At 42.5% G+C, this 24,585-nt stretch carries 20 protein-coding genes and 1 tRNA gene; 15 read left to right on the top strand and 6 right to left on the bottom strand.

What is annotated here, in order from left to right:
* Positions 1 to 32: 32 nt before the first annotated feature.
* Complete coding sequence (rpe, locus tag EJN84_RS07740; protein ID WP_129594880.1) at positions 33 to 683, bottom strand: ribulose-phosphate 3-epimerase; 651 nt, start codon at positions 681 to 683, stop codon at positions 33 to 35.
* Positions 684 to 1,276: 593 nt separating this feature from the next.
* Here rpe and EJN84_RS07735 point away from each other — a divergent pair.
* The 6 genes from EJN84_RS07735 (at position 1,277) to EJN84_RS07710 (ending at position 8,391) form a co-directional block, all read left to right on the top strand.
* Positions 1,277 to 2,380 (top strand): TlpA disulfide reductase family protein, encoded by a 1,104-nt coding sequence (locus tag EJN84_RS07735; RefSeq protein ID WP_129594879.1) that lies wholly within the window; start codon positions 1,277 to 1,279, stop codon positions 2,378 to 2,380.
* A 230-nt stretch (positions 2,381 to 2,610) separates the two neighbouring features.
* Entirely contained in the window at positions 2,611 to 3,699 is a 1,089-nt protein-coding gene (locus tag EJN84_RS07730; RefSeq protein WP_238943967.1) for an N-acetylmuramoyl-L-alanine amidase family protein, read from the top strand.
* 21 nt (positions 3,700 to 3,720) lie between these two features.
* A complete protein-coding gene (locus EJN84_RS07725; RefSeq protein WP_129594878.1) occupies positions 3,721 to 4,617 on the top strand; it encodes an MlaD family protein in 897 nt (298 codons plus the stop codon).
* A gap of 369 nt (positions 4,618 to 4,986) precedes the next feature.
* Positions 4,987 to 6,384, top strand: a complete 1,398-nt coding sequence (dnaA, locus tag EJN84_RS07720; RefSeq protein ID WP_129594877.1) for a chromosomal replication initiator protein DnaA — start codon at positions 4,987 to 4,989, stop codon at positions 6,382 to 6,384.
* Positions 6,385 to 6,508: 124 nt separating this feature from the next.
* Positions 6,509 to 7,768, top strand: a complete 1,260-nt coding sequence (locus tag EJN84_RS07715; protein ID WP_129594876.1) for a metallophosphoesterase family protein — start codon at positions 6,509 to 6,511, stop codon at positions 7,766 to 7,768.
* A complete protein-coding gene (locus tag EJN84_RS07710; protein WP_238943966.1) occupies positions 7,765 to 8,391 on the top strand; it encodes a ribonuclease HII in 627 nt (208 codons plus the stop codon). Before EJN84_RS07715 ends, EJN84_RS07710 begins: the two co-directional genes overlap by 4 nt.
* A 21-nt stretch (positions 8,392 to 8,412) precedes the next feature.
* Here EJN84_RS07710 and ybaK read toward each other — a convergent pair whose 3' ends face one another.
* Complete coding sequence (ybaK, locus tag EJN84_RS07705) at positions 8,413 to 8,889, bottom strand: Cys-tRNA(Pro) deacylase (protein WP_101486578.1); 477 nt, start codon at positions 8,887 to 8,889, stop codon at positions 8,413 to 8,415.
* A 40-nt stretch (positions 8,890 to 8,929) separates the two neighbouring features.
* Entirely contained in the window at positions 8,930 to 11,053 is a 2,124-nt protein-coding gene (locus tag EJN84_RS07700; protein WP_129594921.1) for a Tex family protein, read from the bottom strand.
* A gap of 109 nt (positions 11,054 to 11,162) precedes the next feature.
* Here EJN84_RS07700 and radA point away from each other — a divergent pair, with 109 nt between their 5' ends.
* On the top strand, positions 11,163 to 12,530 hold the full coding sequence (radA, locus tag EJN84_RS07695; RefSeq protein WP_101486609.1) for a DNA repair protein RadA: 1,368 nt from the start codon (positions 11,163 to 11,165) through the stop codon (positions 12,528 to 12,530).
* Between the two features lie 67 nt (positions 12,531 to 12,597).
* Positions 12,598 to 12,668: transfer RNA gene (locus EJN84_RS07690), tRNA-Cys, on the top strand.
* Between the two features lie 779 nt (positions 12,669 to 13,447).
* On the opposite strand, the gene EJN84_RS07685 is transcribed toward EJN84_RS07690, so the two are convergent.
* Together EJN84_RS07685 and EJN84_RS07680 are read right to left on the bottom strand one after the other, a co-directional pair.
* Positions 13,448 to 13,852, bottom strand: coding sequence for a hypothetical protein (locus EJN84_RS07685; protein ID WP_129594875.1), 405 nt, complete (start codon positions 13,850 to 13,852; stop codon positions 13,448 to 13,450).
* 660 nt (positions 13,853 to 14,512) lie between these two features.
* Positions 14,513 to 14,824: a sll1863 family stress response protein gene (locus tag EJN84_RS07680; RefSeq protein WP_129594874.1), complete on the bottom strand. Its 312-nt coding sequence runs from the start codon at positions 14,822 to 14,824 to the stop codon at positions 14,513 to 14,515.
* 581 nt (positions 14,825 to 15,405) lie between these two features.
* Between EJN84_RS07680 and EJN84_RS07675 the strand changes: the two genes are divergently transcribed.
* The 4 genes from EJN84_RS07675 to pgeF all read left to right on the top strand — a co-directional run bounded on the left by EJN84_RS07675 (position 15,406) and on the right by pgeF (position 18,831).
* Entirely contained in the window at positions 15,406 to 15,939 is a 534-nt protein-coding gene (locus EJN84_RS07675) for a hypothetical protein (RefSeq protein WP_129594873.1), read from the top strand.
* A 320-nt stretch (positions 15,940 to 16,259) separates the two neighbouring features.
* Entirely contained in the window at positions 16,260 to 16,835 is a 576-nt protein-coding gene (locus tag EJN84_RS07670) for an adenylate kinase (protein ID WP_129594872.1), read from the top strand.
* Positions 16,836 to 16,842: 7 nt separating this feature from the next.
* A complete protein-coding gene (gene obgE, locus EJN84_RS07665; protein WP_129594871.1) occupies positions 16,843 to 18,012 on the top strand; it encodes a GTPase ObgE in 1,170 nt (389 codons plus the stop codon).
* A 9-nt stretch (positions 18,013 to 18,021) separates the two neighbouring features.
* Entirely contained in the window at positions 18,022 to 18,831 is an 810-nt protein-coding gene (gene pgeF / locus EJN84_RS07660; RefSeq protein WP_129594870.1) for a peptidoglycan editing factor PgeF, read from the top strand.
* A gap of 83 nt (positions 18,832 to 18,914) precedes the next feature.
* On the opposite strand, the gene EJN84_RS07655 is transcribed toward pgeF, so the two are convergent.
* The gene (locus EJN84_RS07655) at positions 18,915 to 19,490 is read right to left on the bottom strand and encodes a superoxide dismutase (protein ID WP_101486611.1); all 576 of its coding nucleotides are present in this window, start codon (positions 19,488 to 19,490) and stop codon (positions 18,915 to 18,917) included.
* Between the two features lie 392 nt (positions 19,491 to 19,882).
* Between EJN84_RS07655 and EJN84_RS07650 the strand changes: the two genes are divergently transcribed.
* The 3 genes from EJN84_RS07650 to hemN are packed head-to-tail and all read left to right on the top strand — an operon-like array spanning position 19,883 to position 24,582.
* A complete protein-coding gene (locus EJN84_RS07650; protein ID WP_165004164.1) occupies positions 19,883 to 21,979 on the top strand; it encodes a TonB-dependent receptor in 2,097 nt (698 codons plus the stop codon).
* Between the two features lie 9 nt (positions 21,980 to 21,988).
* On the top strand, positions 21,989 to 23,218 hold the full coding sequence (locus tag EJN84_RS07645) for an MFS transporter (protein WP_129594868.1): 1,230 nt from the start codon (positions 21,989 to 21,991) through the stop codon (positions 23,216 to 23,218).
* Positions 23,215 to 24,582, top strand: coding sequence for an oxygen-independent coproporphyrinogen III oxidase (gene hemN / locus EJN84_RS07640; RefSeq protein WP_129594867.1), 1,368 nt, complete (start codon positions 23,215 to 23,217; stop codon positions 24,580 to 24,582). Before EJN84_RS07645 ends, hemN begins: the two co-directional genes overlap by 4 nt.
* Positions 24,583 to 24,585: the final 3 nt, after the last annotated feature.

Genomic DNA, 24,585 nt, shown 5'->3' with positions numbered 1-24,585 from the left:
CGGTAAATTATGAGCGATTCTGTTTTTTTGTGTTAGAGATTTTTCAGTTGACGGATTGTGTCTTTTGGGTTGTTGGAAGAGAAAACAAAATTTCCGGCGACGAGCACGTCGGCACCGGCCTCGATTAATTGTTTTCCGGTTTCGAGATTAACACCGCCGTCCACTTCTATGAGCGTGCTCAGATTTTTTTTCAGAATCATTTCCTTTAGTACGGCTACTTTCTCAATAGAATGTACGATAAATTTCTGTCCGCCAAATCCGGGATTTACGGTCATCAACAGCACCATATCAAGATCGGCCAAAATATCTTCGAGCAACAGCACCGGTGTGTGTGGATTGAGGGTTACGGCCGCTTTCATGCCGGCTTTTTTGATTTCCTGGACCACACGATGCAGATGGGTGCATGCTTCGTAGTGGACGTTCATCATATAAGCGCCTGTGGCAGCTACCTCAGATATGAATTTTTGGGGTTCAACAATCATTAAATGCACATCCAACGGTTTGCGAGCTGTTTTTTTTACGAAATCTAATACCGGAAAACCGAAAGAGATGTTCGGTACGAAAACGCCATCCATCACATCGATGTGAATCCAATCGGCTTCGCTTTCATTCAGCATTTCGATCTCTTTCCCCAAATTCAAAAAATTGGCCGACAAAATGGATGGAGCTACTTTATGGTTCATCGTTTTTCTTTTTTGCCAAAATTAGTAAAAAAAATTCTCGAAAGCAGTTTCTACGTTGTTTTTTTGAAATTGCAACGTTTTTGATCCGGCACGAAATATTTACAGCTCCCAATTTTGAATGATCTACTTTCAAAGTTTTCCATCGAGTTCGTTTGATCAAAATGACCTATATCACATTTGAGATGCCATTTATTCCGGTGTTTTAACCATATTTTAAACAAAAAAGCGCTTGGACTTGATACGAACCAAATACGAGCCAAGTACGACTGAAATACGACGCAAAGGGTATTCGAAGAAGTACTCGAAAAAATACTAAAAATATTTAAAATATCGAATAAACAATTGCGAGAAACGCTCGTCAGGCAAAAAAATGAAATATAGTCTATATGCTTGATATTTTGATGTTTAATATTACAATCAAATCAATAGCTACTCACAGGATGGGAGCTTGTTACCGACACAATTGACCATTTGTCGAGGATAATTTGTGGATGAATCTCAAACTAAAAAGCCAATTTTTCACTTTATAATAATGTCTGAAATAGTTTTATGCTTATCTTTACACCTAATTACAAACCCAATATTCAGCGACAATGAAAAAAATACTCTTTTTATTTCTAACGGCAATTCTTCTCGTTGGATGCCAAAACGATAATAAAACCTCGATACAAGGAACCGTTATGGATCCTGCATTCGAAGGAAAAATGGTTTTTTTGAAAGATACCGCTTCTGTAAATCTTGACTCGGCTATCATTCGTAACGGAAACTTTAGTATAAAGACCAACTCCGACTCCTCGTCCGTCCGCATTCTTATGCTTGATGAACGTATCGATTCTAAAAATGATACCGAGGTTGCAATATTACTCGAATCGGGAACAATCCGGGTTGCATTCGATACGATAGCTATAGTAACAGGTACACCCGTCAATCAGACATATACCGATTATCGATTGAAGATCCGCGATATTTCAGACAAAATGCGTGCCCTCTCGGTTCAGTACAACGAAGCTGCTTCCCAAGGTGCGATGAATGACTCCCTCGATGCTCAGATCAATCAGGCCTACGATGCATTGGCTTCCGAAAGGTTACAACTTAGCTTCGATTTTGTAAAAAACAATATTTCGAATAGTTTGGGTCGGTATATTTTTGCCACAAAAGGACAAATGTTCGATTCCGAACAACAAAAACAACTGCTCGCGCTTACCGACGATGTGTTCAAAAAACAGGCTTCGGTGCAAAAAATGATTCGTCGTCTGGAGAATGAGGAACGGGTTTCGATTGGGAAAAAGTTTGTAGAGTTCACGCTCAAAGATCCTTCGGGCAATGATGTTTCGCTGTCGGATTATGCCGGTAAAGGAAAATATGTGCTTATCGATTTTTGGGCATCGTGGTGTCCCCCGTGTCGGGAAGAGATGCCAAATGTTGTGAAGGCGTATGCCAAATACAAAAATAAAGGTTTTGAAATAGTGGGTGTGTCTCTCGACAAAGATCATGATGCATGGGTTAAGGGAATTAAGGATTTGAACATCACGTGGCCGCAGATGTCCGACGTTAAATTCTGGGATAGTCAAGTAGTTGATTTATATGCTATCGACGGAATTCCTCATACCGTGTTGCTGGACAAAGACGGCATTATCATCGCCAAAGATTTACGTGGGGATGAATTGGATCGAAAACTATCCGAGCTATTGCAATAATCTATTAAAAAAAAATGAAAGCCGTATTTGCATCAGGTGAAATACGGCTTTTGTCCTTTGAAATAATTTTGGGTGTAGCGTCACGTTTTCGATAAAAACAAGATCATTATTCAGGTTTTGACTGAGATGAATTTTGCAAACTTTTTTCAACATGTCGGGACACTTTCTTCGTTCTATATTTGTCAGAAGGGCAGGGTAGTGTCGTTATTTTTATACTTTAAATGTTTGGAATGAATTCCTTCATCAGGCTTTTGGGTGCTTTTCTATCGGTATTTTTACTGATAGGAATGCCTGTTTCGGCTAAGTCCACAAAGTTTACGGTGGTTATCGATCCCGGACACGGAGGGAAAGATCCCGGTGCTATTGGGGCAAGGAGTAAGGAAAAAGATATCGTTCTTTCCGTTTCAAAAAAATTAGGGACTTTAATCGAAAAAAATCACGATGATGTTGAAGTAATTTATACCCGCAAGAGTGATATTTTTGTTCCACTCGATCGACGTGCCACTATTGCAAACAATGCAAAGGCCGACCTTTTTATTTCGCTGCATTGCAATGCTTTATCTCGAAAACAAACTTCGCCTCAAGGGGTTGAAACGTTTATATTAGGGTTGCACCGCAGCCAGGATAATTTGGAAGTGGCAAAGAAAGAGAATTCGGTGATTTTGCTCGAAGACGATTATTCGCAAAAGTATGCAGGTTTTGATCCCTCCGAACCGGAATCGTACATTATTTTCGAATATATGTCTAATCAATATCTGAAGCAGAGCCTGGATTTGGCTTCACTGGTTCAGCGAAGGCTCGTCAATTCTTCGGGTCGTCGTAATCGGAATGTTCGTCAGGCAGGATTTCTCGTCCTTCGCGAAGTGGCAATGCCAAGCATTCTTATAGAATTGGGGTATATCAGCAACCGAAACGAAGAGCAATATTTGATGAGTGCTTCGGGTCAGAGCTCTATGGCCGAATCTATTTATCAGGCTTTTAGGGAATACAAAAAAAACTTCGACAAAAAATCAATCGGGATTTTCGATTCTGACCCAAATTTGTCCGAGACTTCTACCGTTCAAGCGACTGAGGATCAAGTAGCCGGAGTTACGGAATATAGAATTCAGTTTCTTATTTCTTCCAAAGAAATCCCTGTTAATTCGTCTCGATTCAAAGGGCTGTCCCCGGTGAGTTATTATAAGGACGGAAAAGTGTTTAAATACACCTATGGTTCGTCAACCGACCAAAAGGAAATACTTAACCTATTAAAAGAAGTTCGACGCAAATTCCCCGATGCTTTTGTCGTTGAGTTCCGTGACGGAAAACGTATTAAATAATAACAATAGAAAACGTATTGTATGAAGAATAATTTGAGAAAAAATGTCATTATCGGATTAGCATTTTTAGCTTCGTTGATGATGTTGTATTTTGGAGTGAATTTTTTGAAAGGCTTTAATGTCTTGAAAAAACAAAATAACTATGTTGCCGTTTTCGATGATGTAACAGGATTGGTTGTTTCTTCGCCGATTTATCTAAACGGTTATCAGGTTGGATTGGTCAACTCCATAAAAATGATTAGCACTGATCCGGTGAAGATAGCGGTTGAAATAGGACTTGAAGAGAATTTTAAATTGAAAAGTGGAAGTTATCTCGAATATGACATTGAATTGCTGGGCGGATCGGCTTGTAAATTGTTAATGGATAATGAATCTACGACATATTTAAATGTAGGTGATACTATTCGCGGAACCAAATCGCGAGGGCTTATGGATGGCGTTGCCCAAATAATGCCTAAGGCCGATTCAATCTTGGCACATGTCGATTCTGTAGTACTCGCCTTGAACTCCATTATGAAAGACCCTGCCATGCAACAGTCGCTGACAAATGTACAGCAAACTGTAGTTTCATTGAATGCTGCAACATCTAAATTAAATATGATGTTAGGCGACTTACAGGCTGACTTACCTCAAATTTCAGGGAATTTGAATGCGGTTTCATCCAACCTGAAAGATGTTACGAACGATATCAATTCGATGGATATCAATAAAACACTTCAGAACATTGATCAAACGGTGGCCAACTTGGAACTCTTGACAAGTAAACTCAATTCTCCCGATAACTCTGTTGGAAAGCTGCTAAACACTCCTGAATTTCATGACAGTTTGAATGTAACCATTCAAAGTGTTACGAACCTTTTGAACGATATCCGAAAAGATCCGAAAAAATATTTGGATGTGAGGGTACGACTTTTCTAAGAGATTCGTTGTTATTTCGAGAAAGAATACTTATATAGATTTATTCTAAATAACGATATTATCGCTTTCATGAATTAAATTGTTTCATTTCCGCGTATTTATGTAACATAAACTTAATTTTCTTGATTTCCGATTGTAAAAAATACACTAATTGAAGCATGTTGAAACTTAGTTTGTTAGAAAAAACGATGCTTATCTATCCATTTAATTATAAGTATATTACATGTATGCGGTTGATAATGAAAGTTGTGTTTTTGTGGAGTGAAAGAGTGCGATAGAGAGATTTTTTTATATGGAAAATTATTCCAAAATTTGTGTTTCGAAAAGTCAAAAGATAAGATAGGAGGAATTAACTGATTGCGTAATTAAATGGAGCAAGATTTCGATTTTTTGTGGAGTAAATGTTTGAATGTTATTCGGGATAATATTTCCGAAGTTGCGTTCAATACATGGTTCGCACCCATCATTCCGTTAAAGTACGAAGATAATGTGCTTACGGTACAGGTGCCCAGCCAATTCTTCTACGAATATCTCGAGGAAAAATATATCGATTTGATTCAACAGGCACTCTATCGCGAAATCGGCGAAGGCACCATTCTCAATTATCGGGTATTGATAGAGACTGAAAACAATACGGCGGTGGAACTTCGGGGCGAAGCAAAGCCGATTGTAAACAAACCGACATCGGCAAAGATTTCGGTAAAAACGCCCAGCCCTTTCGACAGAGTAGAAACGGCAGAGTTCGATTCGCAGATTAATCCTAAATATTCGTTCAATAATTTTTTCGAAGGCGAAAGTAATCGTCTCGCACGCACAGCGGCTGAAGCTGTGGCCAAGAATCCGGCCAAAACCGCTTTCAATCCGTTTTTCGTACATGGGAATTCGGGCGTTGGCAAAACTCATCTTTGTCATGCAATCGGAGCTAAAGTTCAGGAACTCTATCCCGATAAAAAAGTGCTGTATTTGTCCGCGCATTTATTCAAAGTCCAATTTACGGATGCGCGTCGATTCAACACCATCAACGATTTCATCAATTTCTATCAGGGAATTGACGTTTTGATAATCGACGACATTCAAGAACTTTCGGGACTGGAAAAAACGCAAAATACGTTCTTTCATATTTTCAACCATCTACATCAGAACAATAAACAATTGGTGATGACTTCCGATTGTGCTCCTACGGACATGCAAGGGATGGAAGAGCGACTTTTGACACGTTTTCGTTGGGGACTGACAGCCAGTCTTGAGCGACCGGACAAAGAATTGCGAAAAAAGATTCTCAAGCATAAAGTGCTTGTTGACGGATTATCGATTTCGGACGAAGTAATCGATTATATTGCCGAGAATGTTACCGACAATGTGCGCGATTTGGAAGGAATTATCGTTTCCCTGATGGCTCATTCCATCATCAACAACCGCGATATCGATCTTAATCTTGCCCGCCGGGTGATGGAGCAAAATCTGAAGTTTGAAAGAAAACGTATCACCGTTCAAAAAATTCAAGAAACAGTGTGCGATTTCTTCAATATACGCAAAGATTTGATTCAGTCGGCATCGCGAAAGCGCGAAATTGTGCAGGCACGTCAGGTTACGATGTATTTTATTAAAAAGCATACCGAATTGTCTCTTTCACAAATTGGAGCACAAGTGGGGGGACGTAATCATGCTACGGTTGTTCATGCTTGCAATACGGTGAAAGATTTGCTCGAGGTGGACAAAGGGTTCCGTTCGGATCTGGAACAAATAGAGCGAATGTTGAATTCATAGTCACTGAATTTCTCGTTTTTTATGATATTTAAGGCAGAAGCGATTTCTGCTTTTTTTGTTTTTCCACTAACTTTGGAAAGTTTATTTTTCAATAATATTTCAATTTCAGGTTGCAGTTTTTTATATGAAAAAGCTATTGTCATTCTCCCTTCTTTTTTCTCTAACGGTTTTCTCTCTGTTCTCGCAAAATGCGCTAAAGATTGCCGTTATGAGCGATATTCACTTTCTGGGAACCGATTTGGCACAATCGGGAGAGGCTTTGACGAAGTATGAAAATGCTACCGGAAGAAATGTGAACGAATTACATGCTGTTTTGGATGAAACATTGAAACAAATTGAAGCTGCCTCTGTCAATGCGCTTTTGATTTGTGGAGACCTTACCAATCATGGCGAACGCGGAAGTCATTTGGAATTGATTCGGAAACTGACTTCGTTGAAGCAAAAAGGAATAAGAATTTACGTTATTCCGGGCAATCACGATGTGAATATTCCGGATGCCAAAGCTTACGTCGGCGATGAATCGTCACCTATTCAAACAGTTTCGGCAAAAGAATTTGCCGAATTATATGCACCTTTTGGCTATAGTGGTGCCATACGGCGCGATAGTGCATCATTGAGCTATTTGTCTGCGCTCACAGACTCACTTTGGCTGCTTTCGCTCGATTCGAATCGGTATAATGAATATACTGCGACTTCCATTTCGGGAGGTCGGCTTTTGCCCCAAACGGTGCAATGGGCGATGGATATTTTGAGCGAAGCACGAAGCAAAAACATAACGGTTTTGGGAATGATGCATCATGGTTTGGTGGAACACATGCCCTATCAGGCTACGTTTTTCCCGAATTATCTGGTAGAGGATTGGAAGAAATTGTCCACCGAATTTGCCGATGCCGGTATGCCCGTCGTTTTCACCGGGCATTTTCATGCGAATGATATTTCGAGTCTGACTTCTGCTAACGGAAACACAATTTACGATGTGGAAACGGGCAGCTTGTCGCAATATCCGCTGCCCTATCGTTTAATTGAGATAGATAGCAACACCCTGAAAATCGATTCTCATTTTATTCAATCCGTCGAGGGTGTGCCTAATTTGCAGGAAAAATATCAAGAGAAAATGGAAAGGTATGCCAAAGCTTCGGCTGAGGCACAATTGAGCAGATTGAAAATTCCACTTGCGGAAGAAACACGTCGAGCTTTGTCCGATTTACTTTCGCAGATTAATATTTTGCATGTCGCCGGCGACGAAAAAGTAGATGCCGAAACGACTGAAGCAATTCAAAAATTGGCAGAATCGGTAGGTGATGAAAATTTTGATGCGAAATCGTTTCAATTGGACTTTCCTCCTGCAGACAATCATTTGACCTTATCGTTGAAAAGAGAATGAGATTGCATCAACCGCTTCTTCAATCCATGCATCCCGATATGATTGAGGCCGGATGCGATGAGGCCGGTCGGGGCTGTCTTGCCGGACCCGTTTTTGCGGCAGCCGTGATATTACCTCCCGATTTTGAATGCGATGAGTTAAATGATTCGAAACAATTGTCGGAAAAGCAGCGTAATCGTTTGCGCCCGTTGATCGAGGAGCAAGCGCTGAGTTTTGCCGTAGCCATGTGTTCGAATGAGGAAATCGATGAGTTGAACATTCTTTGGGCTTCCGTTGAGGCGATGCATCGTGCTTTATCCAAACTTGTCATCATGCCTCAACATATTTTGGTAGATGGCAATCGGTTCAGAAACTACGAACAAATTCCCCATACCTGCGTAGTGGGTGGCGATGCCATTTATTTGTCCATTGCGGCTGCTTCGGTATTGGCCAAAACTTATCGGGACGAGTATATGACGAATCTTGCGCGAGAATTTCCCCGCTACGATTGGGATTGCAACAAAGGTTATCCGACTAAAGCACATCGCGAAGCGATTCGAAAATACGGCATCACACCTTACCACCGCAAAAGTTTTCGGCTACTAGAGCCGCAATTGGATATCGACTTCGGGCAATATCCTTAGAAAAGGCGACGACGCTTTTTTTTAAATCAAATCGGAGATTTGTGCTTTTGTCACGGAGATCAGGTCGGAGGGCGAGATTTTTAGCTGCAATCCACGTTGACCGGCGCTGACAAAAATATAGGGATATTCCTCGCAACTGTGGTGGATGTAGGTCGGATAATGTTTTTTCATACCGATTGGCGAGCAGGCTCCGCGAATGTATCCGGCCACCGAAAGTAAATCTTTTTGATGAATGAGCGCGCAACTTTTGTTGCCCGAAACGATAGCTGCCTTTTTTAAATCGATTTCGCTATCGCCTGGCACGATGCAGACAAAATAGTTGGTTTTATTTCCTTCCAATACCAATGTTTTGAAAACTTGTTCCGGATTTTCGCCCAGTTGCTCGGCAACGTGCATTGCCGACAAGTCATTTTCATCTACTTCGTAAGGAACAAGCTCGTATCGGATTTTCGCGCTATCCAAAAGTCGGGCGACGTTTGTTTTCGAAATTTTCTGCATTTTTCTGATTTTGGCAATCAATGACTGCTACTCTTTTTTCTTATACCGATTTCATTGAAAGTTGAATTCTTTTTCGCTGCATATCAACCGAAAGAACTCTGACTTTTACGTGCTGATGAAGCGAAACTACGTCGGTAGGGTTTGATACGAAACGGTCTGCCAATTCCGAGATATGCACCAGTCCGTTTTCCTTGATGCCGAAATCGACAAAACATCCAAAGTTGGTGATATTGGTGATAATTCCCGGCAAAATCATTCCTTCACGTACATCGGCAATGGTGCGTACATTAGGATCGAATTCGAGCACTTGTGCCGTATGACGCGGATCGCGTCCCGGCTTTTCGAGTTCGTGCAGGATATCGGTCAGCGTTTCTTCTCCCACAGTTTCGGATTGGTAGTGGCGCAGATCTATCGAGTCGATTTTCGATTTGTTTCCGATCAATTCCTTTACGGAGCATTGCAGATCAGCAGCCATTTTTTCGACGATGGCATAGCTTTCGGGATGAACGGCCGAATTGTCGAGCGGATTCTTGGCGTTGGATATGCGGAGAAATCCGGCACACTGTTCGAATGCCTTTTCTCCCAAACGGGGAACTTTTTTCAATTCGCTGCGCGAAGCAAAAGGACCATTCTCGGATCGGTAGTCGATAATGTTTTGTGCAAGGGTTTCGCCCAATCCCGAAACGTAGGTGAGCAGATGCTTGCTGGCCGTATTGAGATCGACGCCCACCAAATTGACGCAACTCTCGACGGTACGATCCAAAGCACGTTTCAGCTTTGCTTGATCTACATCATGCTGATATTGCCCGACGCCAATTGATTTCGGATCAATTTTGACCAATTCGGCAAGCGGGTCGGCCAATCGTCGTCCGATCGAAACGGCTCCGCGAACCGTAACATCGTAGTCGGGAAATTCTTCGCGAGCCGTTTTGGAAGCAGAATAAATCGATGCGCCGTTTTCGTTCACTACAAAAACTTTCACCGGCCTGTCGTATTGCAAATTTGCGATAAAGCGCTCTGTTTCGCGACTTGCAGTGCCGTTTCCGATGGCAATGGCCTCGATTTTGTAAGTCGAGACAAGTTTGGTGATTTTGGCAGCCGATTTCGAAAATTCGTTTTGAGGCGGATGCGGATAGATGGTTTCGTTATGGAGCAGATCGCCCTGCTCGCCCAGGCAAACTACTTTGCAGCCTGTGCGGTATCCGGGATCGATAGCCAAGATTCGTTTCTGTCCCAATGGTGCTGCCAAAAGTAATTGACGAAGGTTGTCGGCGAAAACCGAAATTGCTTCATCGTCGGCTTTTTCTTTTGCAAGATTTGCGAACTCGGTTTCAATAGAAGGTTTCAGCAATCGTTTGTAGCCGTCGATGACCGCTTTTTTTACGTATTCGGCCGCTTCGGAATGGTTGCGTACAAAGCGAGCCGAAAGTTTCTCGATGCATTTGTCGTCGTCAGGCGAAATGGAAACACGCAAAAAACCTTCGGCTTCGCCACGGCGAATGGCTAAAAGTCGATGAGAAGGACAGCGCGAAAGAATTGCCGAAAAATCGAAATAGTCCGAATACTTTTCACCTTCCGTTTCTTTTCCTTTGACGACTTTAGAGGTGATAACGGCTTCGCGCGCAAAGATATTTCTTACGGTTTGTCGTGCTTTTTCGTCTTCGTTCACCCATTCGGCTATGATATCGCAGGCGCCCTTCAATGCCTCGTCGGTGTCAGCAACTTCAGCGTTTATAAAGTTTGCAGCTTTTTGTTCAACCGCAACTGTCGGTTGTGACATCAGCCATTTGGCCAATCCCTCCAATCCTTTTCGTCGGGCAATTTCGGCGCGCGTTTGTCGTTTTGGTTTGTAGGGCAGATAAATATCTTCAAGTTCGATTGCCTCCATGCAATCATCGATTTTCTGCTTCAATTCGTCAGTCAGTTTTCCCTGCTCGTCAATGGATTTCAGGATGAAAGATTTTCGCTTTTCGAGTTCGATCATTTTATCGTACATCTCGCTGATCCGTGCAATCTGTACTTCATTGAGTCCCCCCGTCGCTTCTTTGCGATAACGGCTGATGAAAGGAATGGTTGCGCCGCCGTCGAGTAATTTGATCGTGTTTTCGATACTCGGGAGCGAAATTTGCAATGTGTCGGAAATGTAGGTATGAATGGATGACATTGTTTTGAACATTTATGGATGCAAAATTACAAAATTGTTTTGATGAGGCTGATAATCCTTATCTTTGTAAAAAAAACAGAACAATTTTTTGAATTTCACTCGAATTAGAATGGCAAAACTCAAATCGGTTTATTTTTGCAATAATTGTGGCTACGAATCGCCAAAATGGATGGGTAAATGTCCATCGTGTGGCGAGTGGGGAACCTTTGTGGAAGAATTGGTCAGAAAAGATGCTGCAGCTCCTGCCGAAGACACACGTTCCTTTATTGGCGTAAAAAGCGAGCCTGTTCCACTTGTTGCGGTGAAGGCTGAGGAAGAGCCCCGCATCGATTTGCGTGACGGCGAATTGAATCGTGTGCTGGGGGGAGGACTTGTTCCGGCATCGGTAACACTTATCGGAGGAGAGCCGGGAATTGGAAAATCGACGCTCGTTTTGCAAACGATGCTGAAGTTGAACGACTTTCGCACACTGTATGTCTCAGGTGAAGAAAGTGCAAGGCAGCTGAAGCTGCGTGCCGACAGGATTGGCATTCGCAATGAGAGTTGTCTGATTTTGTGCGAAACCAATCTCGACGAAATATTTAAGCACATCAAAAACACGTCGCCCCAACTTGTAATCATCGATTCCATTCAGACCATCTACGACGATGCACTCGAATCGTCGCCCGGAAGCATTTCGCAAGTACGTGAATGTGCCGCTTCCATCTTGAAGTTTGCCAAGCAATCGGGAATTCCGGTGATTCTCATCGGACACATCACGAAAGAGGGCAGCATAGCCGGTCCGAAAATTTTGGAACATATCGTCGATACCGTTTTGCAGTTCGAAGGCGATCAACATTACATGTATCGCATTTTGCGCAGCATCAAAAACCGTTTTGGCAGTACTGCCGAATTGGGCATATACGAAATGCATCAGTCTGGGTTGCGTGAAGTAAGCAATCCCTCGGAGCTTTTGCTCACACAAAATCACGAAGGGTTGAGTGGCGTAGCCATTGCTGCCGCCATTGAGGGCATTCGTCCGTTTCTCATCGAAACGCAATCGCTTGTGAGCACGGCGGCATATGGAACTCCTCAACGATCGGCAACGGGATTCGATATCAGAAGGATGAACATGTTGCTGGCCGTTCTCGAAAAACGTGCCGGTTTTAAGTTGGCTCAGAAAGATGTGTTCCTGAATATCGCCGGAGGCCTGAAGGTGAACGATCCCGGATTGGATCTGGCCGTAATCAGTGCGGTGCTTTCGTCGAGTCTCGATATTGCTGTTGAGCGCGACACCTGTTTGTGTGGCGAGGTTGGGCTCTCAGGCGAAATCAGGCCGGTAAACCGCATCGAGCAGCGCATTTTGGAGGCCGAAAAGTTGGGCTTTGCGCGCATCCTCATCCCCTCTAACAATCTGAAAGGTTTTTCGTCGAAAGTGCATATTGAAATACAACCGGTGAAAAAAGTGACGGATGCTTTTCGTCTCCTGTTTTCGTAAATAAGGGTATCCTCTTTTTTGATACTCAAAAAAATGTATTATCTTTGCACCCGCTTTAAGCGCGAACGGTACCTTGACCGAGTGGCTAGGTAACGGTCTGCAAAACCGCTTACGGCGGTTCGAATCCGCCAGGTACCTCACGAAAAAGAGGCTGTCTTCAATTCAGGACAGTCTCTTTTCTTTTTCTGACGTTTCTAATCTTTTGCATTAAACAAGTGACGCAGAATTTTCGGATATATGATGAGAAATAAGAAGTGAAGAAAGAAAGAAGTTGGAAATGGGAATTGAAAGTTACGAGTTACGAATTACAAGATGAAAATGAAACTTTCTAACTTTATGAACTTAAATGATTATCATAACTCCTGTACTGCCCGGATTCATCCGTAAATCGATAAATCATCGAATCAATCAATTTACATTATCCATTTTGAATTGATTCTTTGGGGCGTTGCCCCAAACCCCACATACTTTTTTGCCTTGATGCAAAAAAGTATGCAAAAAAAAATCAAGACTGCATCTCATCATCGACCCGATAGCTGCTTGTTCGCTAAAAGACAAATAACTCGCCGCCTTACGGCGGCTCAAACAGCTTGTCTTTTGCCTGACGGCACGCTCTCTGCGCAGATCGGGTACCCCGATGATGAGATGAGGTCGGGAAAATAAGGGAGAACGGATGAGTGTGAGAGAAGAAAAGAAGTTAGAAATGAAGAAATATCATAACCCCTGCACTGCCTGGCGACAGCGCTTGTCCCCTTATCTTAAGGGGACTGTTCAGATGGTGTAATCCCATAATTGAGAATTTAAGAAAGAAGTGGGGAAGTCAGAAGTGGGAATTTTAAATTACGAATTTTTGTTTTTGTTTGTTCGCTTTTCGCCCGCATGAATATTCGTTTGTGCAACTGCAGTGGTTCTGCCTTTCAGGCAGCAATGGCAGGGACGTCTTTGTCCGCAGGTCGTGACCTGCGGTTATGAAGATTATTGCCTTTCAGGCAAAAGTGAGCTGGTGAATTGAAGGCTTCCGCTGCGATGAATATTTCTGTATTCGAGGGTGTTTTTGGCTTGAAAAGCCGAATTTTCATAACCGCAGCATTTATTCTGCGGCATGAATCGTCGTCGGAAACCTGCCTGAAAGGCAGTACCTTTCCGTCGCCGGCGCTGAATATCCGTCTGTGGACTTGTTGGGGCGTTGCCCCAAACCCCACATACTTTTTTGCCTTGATGCAAAAAAGTATGCAAAAAAAATCAAGACTGCATCTCCTCATCGACCCGATAGCTGCTTGTTCGCTAAAAGACAAATAACTCGCCGCCTTGCGGCGGCTCAAACAGCTTGTCTTTTGCCTGACGGCACGCTCTTTGCGCAGATCGGGAACCCCGATGATGAGATGAGGTCGGGAAAATAATGGATAATTGAGAATTTAAGAAAGAAGTGGAAATTTTAAATTACGAATTTTCGTTTTATTTGTTCTTTTTTGCCGGCGAAGATATTTATCAATGCAGCGACAATAGTTCTGCCTTTCAGGCAGTAATGGTAGGGACGTCTTTGTCTGCAGGTCGTGACCTGCAGTTATGAAGGTTATTGCCTTTCAGGCAAAAGTGAGCCAATCAATTGTGCGAAACAAGAGTCCTGTTTTTTCGGCGGAACGACCTCTGCGTACAAACAATTATCATTCTTTTAACGTTGAGCGACTTTTGTGCATACACAAAACAACAAAATCGATGGAATTATACCATTTGTTGAAACACAAATGCCATTCCTGAAAAAAATTTCGGGCAAGTGATACATACAATGGTCGTTCGGCAGAAAAAGAAGAGTGTTTGTGAAGATTATGAAGCATTGGAAAAACCTGCTACCGAGGAAATTCTGAGTGAAAAATATAGCCCGAATTTTCATTCGAGCCAAGTACGATGCGAAAAGTAGGTGGAGCTTACAAAAAACGGATATCCCTTGTTGTGTTTTTTCGAAGATGAAATAATTGCGCCTGTTAATCGTGCTCTTTCTTTTTGAAAGCATCTACAATTTTTGCATAACTTTCTTTCCAGGCCGATGACACGGAATTAAAGAATTCTCCGGCACTTTCTTTCACGACGTCCCATTTGCTGTCGGCAATTTTGTCGAATTCATCCAACTTGGTGGATAGTTGCGATTTCAACTCTTTCAGGTTATCGAGTTGTTTGTAATATTCCTCCTTGGCATCGTCGGCAATCTCGTTTGCTCTTGTTTCCATTTCGTCGATTCTGCTCGATAGTTCGTCCAGCACACTCTGAGCCTTGTTTTTAAATTCTTCTTTTTTCATCGCGAATGCATTTAGTTGGTTAATTTAATCGTTACGCTATTAACGTCGAATCGCATCTATAAGTTCAAAACCAAGAGTGTCCGAAATAGGTAAAAAAGTAAGAAGAAATTTAAGCATCTCGAATGATTTTTGAGTTACTGGTTTTGCCAAATTGGTAAAAAACAGACCAGCCTCTCGGAATCGAGAAAAGTTCATAAACTTCGTAAAGTTAAAAGTGTTGAATATGTGGATTTGAAATTTACAAAAAATCCTTTTGAACTTAAAAATAAAATAATACATTTGAAGCCGGAAAGAGATTCAAGTTCTCCTCAACAACTTACTTTCTTTCTTTATGAACCTTAGTAGTTATAGATATGATTGTAACCGAATTGCTTGAACAAGCAAATTAACGATTACTTAATTTACGGGAACATAGGATTTTATATTAAAGGTTATATGCCATAAGGGTTTCAGTGGGTATTCAAGCGTTGTATCCCGCTCAAACTACAAAGCGGTTTGACAAGAAACTACCACTCAATTCCTTACGACACATATACGTAACCGTTAGTCGACAATGGCAAATTAGGAGGAAATGATTGACAATGAGGAAATATTTGACCGTCATATTAGCGATAATTATCTTTGCCATTATTCATGAGGGTACTCACGCTCTTATGGCAATGGCATTTGAAGAGTATGAGGCATTTCAGGTTCATCCCTACGGATTGGAAGTTATATTCAAAACTCCTGTAGCTGAAAGGCAAGGCATCAAGTGGGGTTTTATTTCAGGAATGAGCAACTTCATTACGATTGTGTTGGGCTATTCAATGTTCTTGTTTAGAGTGAAGATAGCACGTTTACAAAGTTCCTTTTTTGGTTCGTTAGGCTACTGGCTGATTGTACTTTTTTTGCTGGTGGATGCATTGAATCTCTCCATTGGTCCTTTTATCTATGGGGGAGACATCGGAGGTATTGTAGTGGGATTTGGTATTAATCAGTATCTTGTTCAGATTGTATTTTTTGTGATCTTTCTCATAAATAGGGAGCTCATTGCCCAAAAACTACTTCCGGTATATGGCATAAAGACTAAACATCCTCTATTCCGACCATGGATAAGGCCAAAAGAAAACAGGTAATTGCAGCGTCGCCTAACAAAAGACGTATCTCTATCCCAAATCCTGCTTTGCAGGACTTCAGATATCCTCGGAACGTTTGCGGCAAGCGTACCACGACATAAAATTAAATGACAGAACGGACAAGTTCCATACTTTCTTTTTCCTTTGACGATTGCCAACTCAATCATTCTTCTAATTTTAAAATCGCTTAGGACGCTATTTGGTTCAAAATATGAAAAATACAAAAATTTGACGGGGTATGCGTCCTTAAAACTTCGCTATACGCTACAAAACTCGTATCTTTGCAGTTCCTTATGCTTATTTATCAAAATATTAAATATATGCTGAACATTGTTATTTTTGGGGCGCCCGGATCGGGGAAAGGTACACAAAGCGCTAAGCTAATCGAAAAGTACGGATTGAAACATGTTTCGACCGGAGATTTGTTGAGGGCAGAAATAAAGGCAAACTCGCCGCTTGGCCAAATGGCCGAATCCTATATGTCGAAGGGGCAGCTTGTTCCGGATGAGGTTGTTATCGGAATGTTGGACGAACTGATCAAGAAAAATTCCGATGTCGAGGGGTTCATATTCGATGGCTTCCCTCGAACCTTGGAGCAGGGGAAAGCGCTCGACGAAATGCTCGAAAAAAACGGTCAGTCCATTTCGCTTGTTCTCAGTTTGGAGGTTAAAGACGAAGAACTCGTTGAACGTTTGCTGAAACGTGGCGAAATATCGGGAAGAAGCGACGACAATCGCGAAACGATAGAATCGCGGCTGAAGGTTTATTACGACCAGACAGCTCCATTGAAAGAATTTTATCGCCGGCAGGGTAAATTGCACGAAATATACGGCGAAGGCTCCATCGACGATATCTTTGCCGCGATGGAGAAAGTGATTGATTCATTTGCCCAATAATATAATCATGGCCGAAACCAATTTTGTTGACTATGTCAAGATTTTTTGCCGTTCAGGAAAAGGCGGGCGCGGATCTGCTCATTTCCGGCGCGAAAAGTACATCCCCAAAGGGGGCCCCGACGGTGGCGATGGAGGTGATGGCGGAAGCGTCATTCTGCGCGGTAATCGCAATTATTGGACTTTGCTTCATCTGAAATACGAACGACATATTTTTGCCGAACATGGCGAAAACGGGGCTCGCAGTCAACGAACAGGCAGGAAAGGTGAAAGCAGGGTAATCGATGTGCCTTGTGGAACAGTTGCTTACGATGCTCTCACCGGCGAATACCTCTGCGATATCACCGATGACGGGCAGGAAGTTGTTTTGCTGAAAGGCGGTCGTGGGGGATTAGGCAATACGCATTTCAAAAGTGCCACCAATCAGGCGCCACGTTACGCACAGCCCGGCGAACCGTATCAGGAACGATGGGTTATTCTCGAATTGAAAGTGCTGGCTGATGTCGGTTTGGTCGGATTTCCGAATGCCGGCAAATCCACATTGCTTTCGGTGGTTTCGGCTGCCAAGCCCAAAATTGCCAATTATCCTTTTACCACACTCGAACCCAACTTGGGAATCGTTTCGTATCGAGACGGAAAATCTTTTGTGATGGCCGATATTCCGGGCATCATCGAAGGTGCAAGCGAAGGAAAGGGATTGGGATTGCGATTCCTTCGCCATATCGAACGAAATTCGTTGTTGCTTTTCGTGATTCCTGCCGACGCGGACGATATTAAAAAAGAATACGAAGTTTTGCTCAACGAGCTCACTCAATATAATCCCGAATTGCTTGATAAGCGTCGGGTTCTTGCCATTTCCAAATCGGATATGCTCGATGACGAACTGATTCACGAAATGTCGTTTTCGTTGCCGGCCGATATTCCCTACGTTTTTATTTCATCCGTCACCGGTTACGGAATTTCGGCACTCAAAGATTTGCTTTGGCGAGAGCTTAATGCTGATGATATGGTGAGTCAATTTTCTGTTTCTCGAGATTCGATTGTCCATCGAAAGCTCGATGTCAGGTCTCTTCATTTTGATGAAGACGAAGAAGATGTTTCCGATGAGTTCGATGACGACTTATATGACGAGAGCGAAGACGATGAGGATGATACGGATTATTTCGAAGAAGATTTTTAGATTCCCTATATGCATCCACATCCCGAATATCCGACTTTGTTGCAATTCGATTTGCTGAGTGCTGAACCCGGAATCGAACATTTTTTTACTACGCGAAGCGGTGGCGTAAGCAAAGGGGAATTTTCATCGCTTAATCTGGGAAATTATTCCGATGACGATCCGGTGTCCATTTTCGAGAATCTGACCATTCTGGCTCGAATGTGGTACATGAACCCTTCGGTCTTTATCGTTCCGCACCAAACTCACGGCAGCCGTATTTTGGCTATCGATGAGCATTTTTTGTCGTTGCCTCTCTCGCAAAAAAACGAAATTCTGTATGGCGTAGATGCAACCGTGACGCAGCTGAAAAACTTTTTTTTGTGCGTAACCGTAGCCGACTGTGTTCCCATTTTGCTATATGATCGAGCTAAAGGTGTTGTTGCTGCTGTTCATGCCGGTTGGCGAGGGACAAGCGATCGAATGGTGGAGAAAACGATTCGCTTTATGCAAGAGCAATATTCGTCTTCGGCTTCTGATGTTGTTGCAGCCATCGGCCCTGCCATTTGCATGCAACATTACGAAGTGGGGGATGAGGTGGTGGAAATTTTTCGTCAACAAGGTTTCGATTTATCGTCGGCTTCCATCAAAAATGAGATTACCGGAAAAATGCACATCGATTTGAAAGAAATTAATCGTCTCGAACTACTCCGTATGGGAATTCTCCTCCAACATATCGAGAAAGCGGATCTTTGCACATACGAAAATCCCGATCTGTTTTTCTCGGCACGCCGCCAGAGTGTGCATTGTGGCCGAATGCTTTGTGGCATTATGCTGAAATAAAAAAAGGAGCGAATTTGATGATTTTCGCTCCTTTCCCTGTCACTAAAAAAATGTTCAGGTTTGCCGGAAATGACTGCTTTCAATTAATAACGTTGGCTTACAACGTCCCAGTCAACAATCTTCCACAGTTCTTTCAGGTGGTCGGCACGACGATTCTGATAATCGAGATAATAAGAGTGTTCCCATACATCGAATCCCAGAATTGGAGTTAATCCTTTTCGAACGGGATTACCGGCATTGCTTTCGCTGTCGATTGAAAGTTTGCCATCTGCGTCTTTAGCCAACCAAACCCATCCCGAACCGAACAAGGCGACTCCGGCTGCAGTGAAATCTTCTTTGAATTTTTCGAACGAGCCGAATTGTGCATTGATAGCTTCGGCAAGTTTCCCTTTAGGTTCGCCTCCACCTTTGGGTGAGAAAGAAGTAAAATAGAGGTTGTGATTCAACACCTGTCCTGCATTGTTGAAGATAGCTCCATCGCTTTCTTTTACAATGGTTTCAAGATCGGAATTTTCAAACTTTGTTCCGACTATAAATTTATTCAGATTGTCCACGTAGGCCTGATGATGCTTGCCGTAGTGGAGTTCGATGGTTTGTTTGCTGATAACCGGCTCCAATGCGTCGGTTGCGTAAGGTAATGCTACTTTTTCGAATGTCATAGTTTTTTTGTTTTTAGATGAATTGATTTCTGAATTTTGAGCTTTCACTAAATCACTTCTCCCGATCAGTAAGATGGAAGCGATCAAAAGAACCCAATAGCTGTGATTAATTTTCATATTTATAAAATTATTTTTTTTGTTTCTGCTTTCGTAAATATATAACGAATCAAGATTTTATTTGTTCATTCTAATTTAGACTGATTCTTATTAATAAAAGCTAAATAGGATAAAAAATAAAAATGCCGATAATGCAACGAGCTCGATAAAACAAATTTGCGAAGCATATTAAAAAAATCACTACAATTAGTGATTGATTTGCACCACTTTATTCTATTTCTTTGCAGTCGAAATAGTCGAAAGTTTGTAGCTTTCCCATGATAACAGATCGAAAAATGAAACAAAACAACATTCCATTAACAATCTTCAGACGATTGTCGCTGTTTATAGTCCTCCTACAGGTTTTGACATTTCGCTCGAATGCGGAAGATTTGGACACGCTTCGTCAATACACCCTCGACAGTATTGTCGTTTCGAGTTTCAAACTGCCTAATAAAACCTGGGCTGTGCCGGTGGCTGCCACCTCGATGAATGCCAAAACAATGGAACGCCGACAAATCGTTGACATGAAAGATTTTTCGGCTACGATTCCAAATTTCATCATGGTCAATCGCGATACGCGATTGACATCATCTGTGTTTATACGCGGCATTGGTTCGCTGATCAACACACCGGCGGTGGCCATGTATGTGGATGGCGTTCCGCATTTCGAAAAATCGTCGTTCGACATCAATCTTGCCGAAATCGACAATATTACATTTTTGAGAGGACCGCAAGGGACACTTTACGGACGAAATGCGATGGGAGGAATTATTTTGGTAAACACGACCTCGCCTTTTGTTCGTCAGGGAACGACCATCAAACTTCGCTACGGCAGCTACAACGATGCAATGATTGCTTTTTCGCATCTGGATAAAATCAACGAACAGTTTGCTTATGGAGTTTCCGGAAATTACAATCATAACGACGGTTTTATCGAAAATACCTATAAAAACGAAAAAGCCGACCGACTCAACACCGGTACGCTTAATCTTCGGCTTGAATGGAGGCCGACAAATAGTTTGAGCGTGCGTTTCCTTAATGGGTTTGAATATACCCGACAGGGAGCTTTTGCCTACGGCGTCGTGGATACGGTGAAAAATTACGTGGACAGCGTAAGTCTCGACCACGACAGTTATTACGATCGCAAAATTTATGATTCAGGATTGCAAATCGATTATCATAATTCCGTTTTCTGGTTGCGATCACAAACCTCTTTCCAACTGCTGAATGATGAATATAACGTCGATCAGGATGCTTCGGCAAAAGATTTGTATTACGCCGTTCAGGGCGAAAAACAGCGATTGATTTCGGAAGAAATCAACATTAAAAATTTGAATGAGAGTCGGTATAATTGGAATTTCGGTCTTTTTGCATTCAACCACAACATCGACAGAAGTACGGATGTCTTTATGAACATGGCAAAACCGCCTTACAAACTTGTCAAACGCTACAACGATTACAGTCGTGGCTTTGCCGTTTATCATCAATCGGAGTTTCAAATCACTCCCAAGCTGCACTTTGTTGCCGGAATTCGCTACGATTACGAACACGACCATTCCGATTTTATTGAAAACAAAGTTACAGGCAGCGAAACAAAGCTCAACAATCAATACGATTCGCCGCTCACTTTCACGCAATGGACACCCAAATTTTCGCTGCAGTACTGGCTCAACAGTGACAATCAAGTGTATGCAACCGTGGCCAAAGGATACAAAACAGGCGGATTCAATACGGTTTTCGAATCGGAGGACGAACGTACGTTTGGGCCGGAAACCAGTTGGAATTATGAAATCGGAGCGAAAACATCTTTTTTCGAAAAAAAACTTTTTGTTGAAGCCGCACTCTTTTACATTGACATCAAGAATCAACAGATCAAACAATTGCTCGATTTACAAGGTCTGAAAGTGCACAATGCGGGCAATACGGTGAGTAAAGGTGCTGAACTGTCTTTGAGAGCCAATCCCATTCGGAATTTGAGTTTGAGTGCATCTTATGGCTATACCCATGCCACTTTCAAGGATTATGTTTACAACAGTACCGTCAATTATGCCGGAAATTTTCTTCCATTCATTCCAAAACATACCCTTTCGATAAATCTTGAAAAAATTTTCCCCTATCGATCGGCTATTTCGGATCAGATTTTGTTCAATGTCGGATACACGGGAATGGGAGAGATTTATTGGAGCGAGAATAACGAAACGAAACAACCGTTTTATGGCACACTCGATGCCAGCTTGGGCACGAACAAAGGGAAAGTCGATTTCACATTGTGGGCTAAAAACATGACCGATACCAAATATTTAGGTTATTACTTCGTAAGTTCCGGTCGAAAGTTGGGAAAACCGGGAAAACCGTTCACGGCAGGAGTAAGTTTGAGCTATTCGTTATAATTTTGTGGAATGAAATCGAAATCGGGAACCACAACATACAATCTTTTCACCTTTTTTTCGCTCTACATCGCACAATCCATTCCGATGAGTTTTTTTGCGACGGCACTTCCCGTGTTGATGCGACAAGGTAACTATTCGCTTTTTGCCATTGCCCTGCTCAAACTCATCAAACTGCCCTGGATCGTGAAATTTTTGTGGTCGCCGCTGGTTGATTCCCGCACCGACACTACACGACAATACAAACGATGGATATTGGGTGCCGAAATCGTGTATGCCGCTATCATTTTTGTGGTAGCCATGCTCGACATTCAAACCGATTTTTCGCTCATTATTTTGCTCATCCTATTGGCATTCATTGCCTCCGCCACACAGGACATTGCCACCGATGCAATGGCAGCACGTGCTTTCGAACGGAAAGACAGCAGTCTGCTGAACAGCATTCAGTCGATGGGCTCATTCACCGGAAGCATGGTTGGCGGGGGTTTTCTGCTTCTGCTGTTTCATCAAATGGGCTGGACGAAGATGCTTCCTTGGGTTGCCGTTTTTGTGCTGATTGCATTGATTCCTTTAGTCATCAATAAACAGATTCAACTTCGTGAACGAAAAAACACGAAAAAAGCCTCGCCAAAAGACATGCTTTTGTTTTTCACCCAAAAAGGGATTTGGCGACAAATTGTTTTTCTCGTTTTGTTTTATGCCGGACTTATCGGCATCCTGTCGTCGCTCAGTCCGTTTTTGGTCGATAAAGGATATAATATTAAGGAAATTGGTGCAATGGTAGGCATTTTCGGGGTTTCCACGGGAATCTTTTTCTCGTTCGTTTCAGGAATTTTTATTCGAAAAATAGGGAAACAAAGAGCTCGAAAAATCATTGCGTTTTTCATCCTCATTCCTGCCGTTTATTTCATTTGGCTTATTTCAAACGAAAAGCCGAGTTATGGATTGATATTAACCGGCGTGGCACTCGTCTGGTCTATCTATGGAATGGCATCGACGCTCATCAACACCTCTGCGATGGACATTGTGCGCGACGGGCGCGAAGGTACGGACTTCACCATTCAAATTGTATTGACACACTTGGGTGCAATGATTATTACACTGGTAAGTGCCAAGGTAGGCGATGTGCTCGGATTTAAAGGTTTGTTTATCATGGAATTGGTTATTGCTGCAATTTCGCTTATATTTGTATTGTTTACAAGACCTTACACTTTGGATGTAGAAAAGGAATTTTTAAAATGAATCAGCATATCCTCGAAAAATATAACGTTCCTGTACCGCGATATACAAGTTATCCGCCGGCTAACTTTTTTCGGGACGATTTCGCGGAAAGGAATTTGTTGCAGGCAATTGAAGAATCGAATTCTCAACGGCCCCATCATATCTCGTTTTACATTCACATCCCCTATTGCAAGCGAATGTGTTATTATTGCGGATGCAATTCCTATCCACGCACCGGCGAAGCCGACGAAAAAGCTTACGTAGAAGCGGTATTGAAAGAAATAGAATTGGTTTGCGACAAAATAGACAAAAGTAGAAAAATTGCTCAAATCCATTATGGAGGCGGATCTCCGAGTTCCATCGATCTCAATTTGATTCGAAAGATCAACGACTCGCTTCTCGGCAAATTCGATTGTATCGAAAATCCCGAAATTGCTATCGAATGTCATGCCGGATATTTGACAGAGAAAGATTTCCAAAGCCTGATCGATGCCGGCTTCAACCGAATGAGCATCGGCATCCAGGATTTTGACAATAATGTTCTGAAAGCTTCAAACCGGATACCGACTTTGTTGCCCATCGAACAGATTTTCGAACTGCTTCGTAGCAAAGGCATACGCATCAATCTCGATTTCATTTACGGGTTGGCTTTGCAAACAGCTGACAGTTTTTCGAAAACGATCGAAAAAGCAGTTCCCCTTTTCCCCGACCGTCTGGTAACTTTCTCGTATGCCCACTTGCCTTCGCTTTTCCCGCGTCAAAAGTTTCTGGAAAGATTCGGTCTTCCTTCGGAAAACGAAAAGGACAAGATGTATCATGCCGCTCAAAAAATTTTGCTCGAAGCCGGATACAAACAAATCGGCCTCGATCATTTTGTCCGCGAAAGCGATGAACTTTTCGAAGCTTGGCAAATGCACAATCTGAGTCGAAATTTTCAGGGCTATTGCACACGTCGCACCACCGGTCAGGTTTATGCGTTCGGCGTTACCGGCATCAGTCAACTGACCGGAGCTTATGCTCAAAACACAAAAGTAATTTCGGAATACGTCGAAACGGTAAACAGCGGACACATTCCCGTGAAAAAAGGTTATCGACTCAACAACGACGAACAAATTACGCGTGAAGTGATTACCGACCTGATGTGCAACGACCAAATCGAGTGGCAGCAAATTGCCTCGCGATTAAATCTTACGATAGCAGAAGTAAAAGCTGCCACAGCCTATTCCGAACAGAAAATGCAGGAATTTGCCGCCGACGGAATTATCGATTTCGACGAAAACCATCTTGTAATGAAAGAAAAAGGTTCGCCATTTCTTCGTAATGTGGCGGCATCGCTCGACAAACTGCTCATCAACAGCAATAAATTGTTTTCAAAACCTATATAACAA

It is taken from the genome of Seramator thermalis (genome assembly GCF_004138125.1).
In the GTDB taxonomy this organism is placed as follows: Bacteria; Bacteroidota; Bacteroidia; order Bacteroidales; family Dysgonomonadaceae; genus Seramator; species Seramator thermalis.
The sequence above is the reverse complement of the archived record's forward strand: the minus strand, read 5'-3'. Positions and strand labels throughout refer to the sequence as shown.

What these genes read in the sequence shown, in the direction of transcription:
- rpe (WP_129594880.1), bottom strand. Translation starts at nt 683, where the DNA reads ATGAACCATAAAGTAGCTCCATCCATTTTGTCGGCCAATTTTTTGAAT.
- EJN84_RS07735 (WP_129594879.1), top strand. Translation starts at nt 1,277, where the DNA reads ATGAAAAAAATACTCTTTTTATTTCTAACGGCAATTCTTCTCGTTGGA.
- EJN84_RS07730 (WP_238943967.1), top strand. Translation starts at nt 2,611, where the DNA reads ATGAATTCCTTCATCAGGCTTTTGGGTGCTTTTCTATCGGTATTTTTA.
- EJN84_RS07725 (WP_129594878.1), top strand. Translation starts at nt 3,721, where the DNA reads ATGAAGAATAATTTGAGAAAAAATGTCATTATCGGATTAGCATTTTTA.
- dnaA (WP_129594877.1), top strand. Translation starts at nt 4,987, where the DNA reads ATGGAGCAAGATTTCGATTTTTTGTGGAGTAAATGTTTGAATGTTATT.
- EJN84_RS07715 (WP_129594876.1), top strand. Translation starts at nt 6,509, where the DNA reads ATGAAAAAGCTATTGTCATTCTCCCTTCTTTTTTCTCTAACGGTTTTC.
- EJN84_RS07710 (WP_238943966.1), top strand. Translation starts at nt 7,765, where the DNA reads ATGAGATTGCATCAACCGCTTCTTCAATCCATGCATCCCGATATGATT.
- ybaK (WP_101486578.1), bottom strand. Translation starts at nt 8,889, where the DNA reads ATGCAGAAAATTTCGAAAACAAACGTCGCCCGACTTTTGGATAGCGCG.
- EJN84_RS07700 (WP_129594921.1), bottom strand. Translation starts at nt 11,053, where the DNA reads ATGTCATCCATTCATACCTACATTTCCGACACATTGCAAATTTCGCTC.
- radA (WP_101486609.1), top strand. Translation starts at nt 11,163, where the DNA reads ATGGCAAAACTCAAATCGGTTTATTTTTGCAATAATTGTGGCTACGAA.
- EJN84_RS07680 (WP_129594874.1), bottom strand. Translation starts at nt 14,824, where the DNA reads ATGAAAAAAGAAGAATTTAAAAACAAGGCTCAGAGTGTGCTGGACGAA.
- EJN84_RS07675 (WP_129594873.1), top strand. Translation starts at nt 15,406, where the DNA reads ATGAGGAAATATTTGACCGTCATATTAGCGATAATTATCTTTGCCATT.
- EJN84_RS07670 (WP_129594872.1), top strand. Translation starts at nt 16,260, where the DNA reads ATGCTGAACATTGTTATTTTTGGGGCGCCCGGATCGGGGAAAGGTACA.
- obgE (WP_129594871.1), top strand. Translation starts at nt 16,843, where the DNA reads ATGGCCGAAACCAATTTTGTTGACTATGTCAAGATTTTTTGCCGTTCA.
- pgeF (WP_129594870.1), top strand. Translation starts at nt 18,022, where the DNA reads ATGCATCCACATCCCGAATATCCGACTTTGTTGCAATTCGATTTGCTG.
- EJN84_RS07655 (WP_101486611.1), bottom strand. Translation starts at nt 19,490, where the DNA reads ATGACATTCGAAAAAGTAGCATTACCTTACGCAACCGACGCATTGGAG.
- EJN84_RS07650 (WP_165004164.1), top strand. Translation starts at nt 19,883, where the DNA reads ATGAAACAAAACAACATTCCATTAACAATCTTCAGACGATTGTCGCTG.
- EJN84_RS07645 (WP_129594868.1), top strand. Translation starts at nt 21,989, where the DNA reads ATGAAATCGAAATCGGGAACCACAACATACAATCTTTTCACCTTTTTT.
- hemN (WP_129594867.1), top strand. Translation starts at nt 23,215, where the DNA reads ATGAATCAGCATATCCTCGAAAAATATAACGTTCCTGTACCGCGATAT.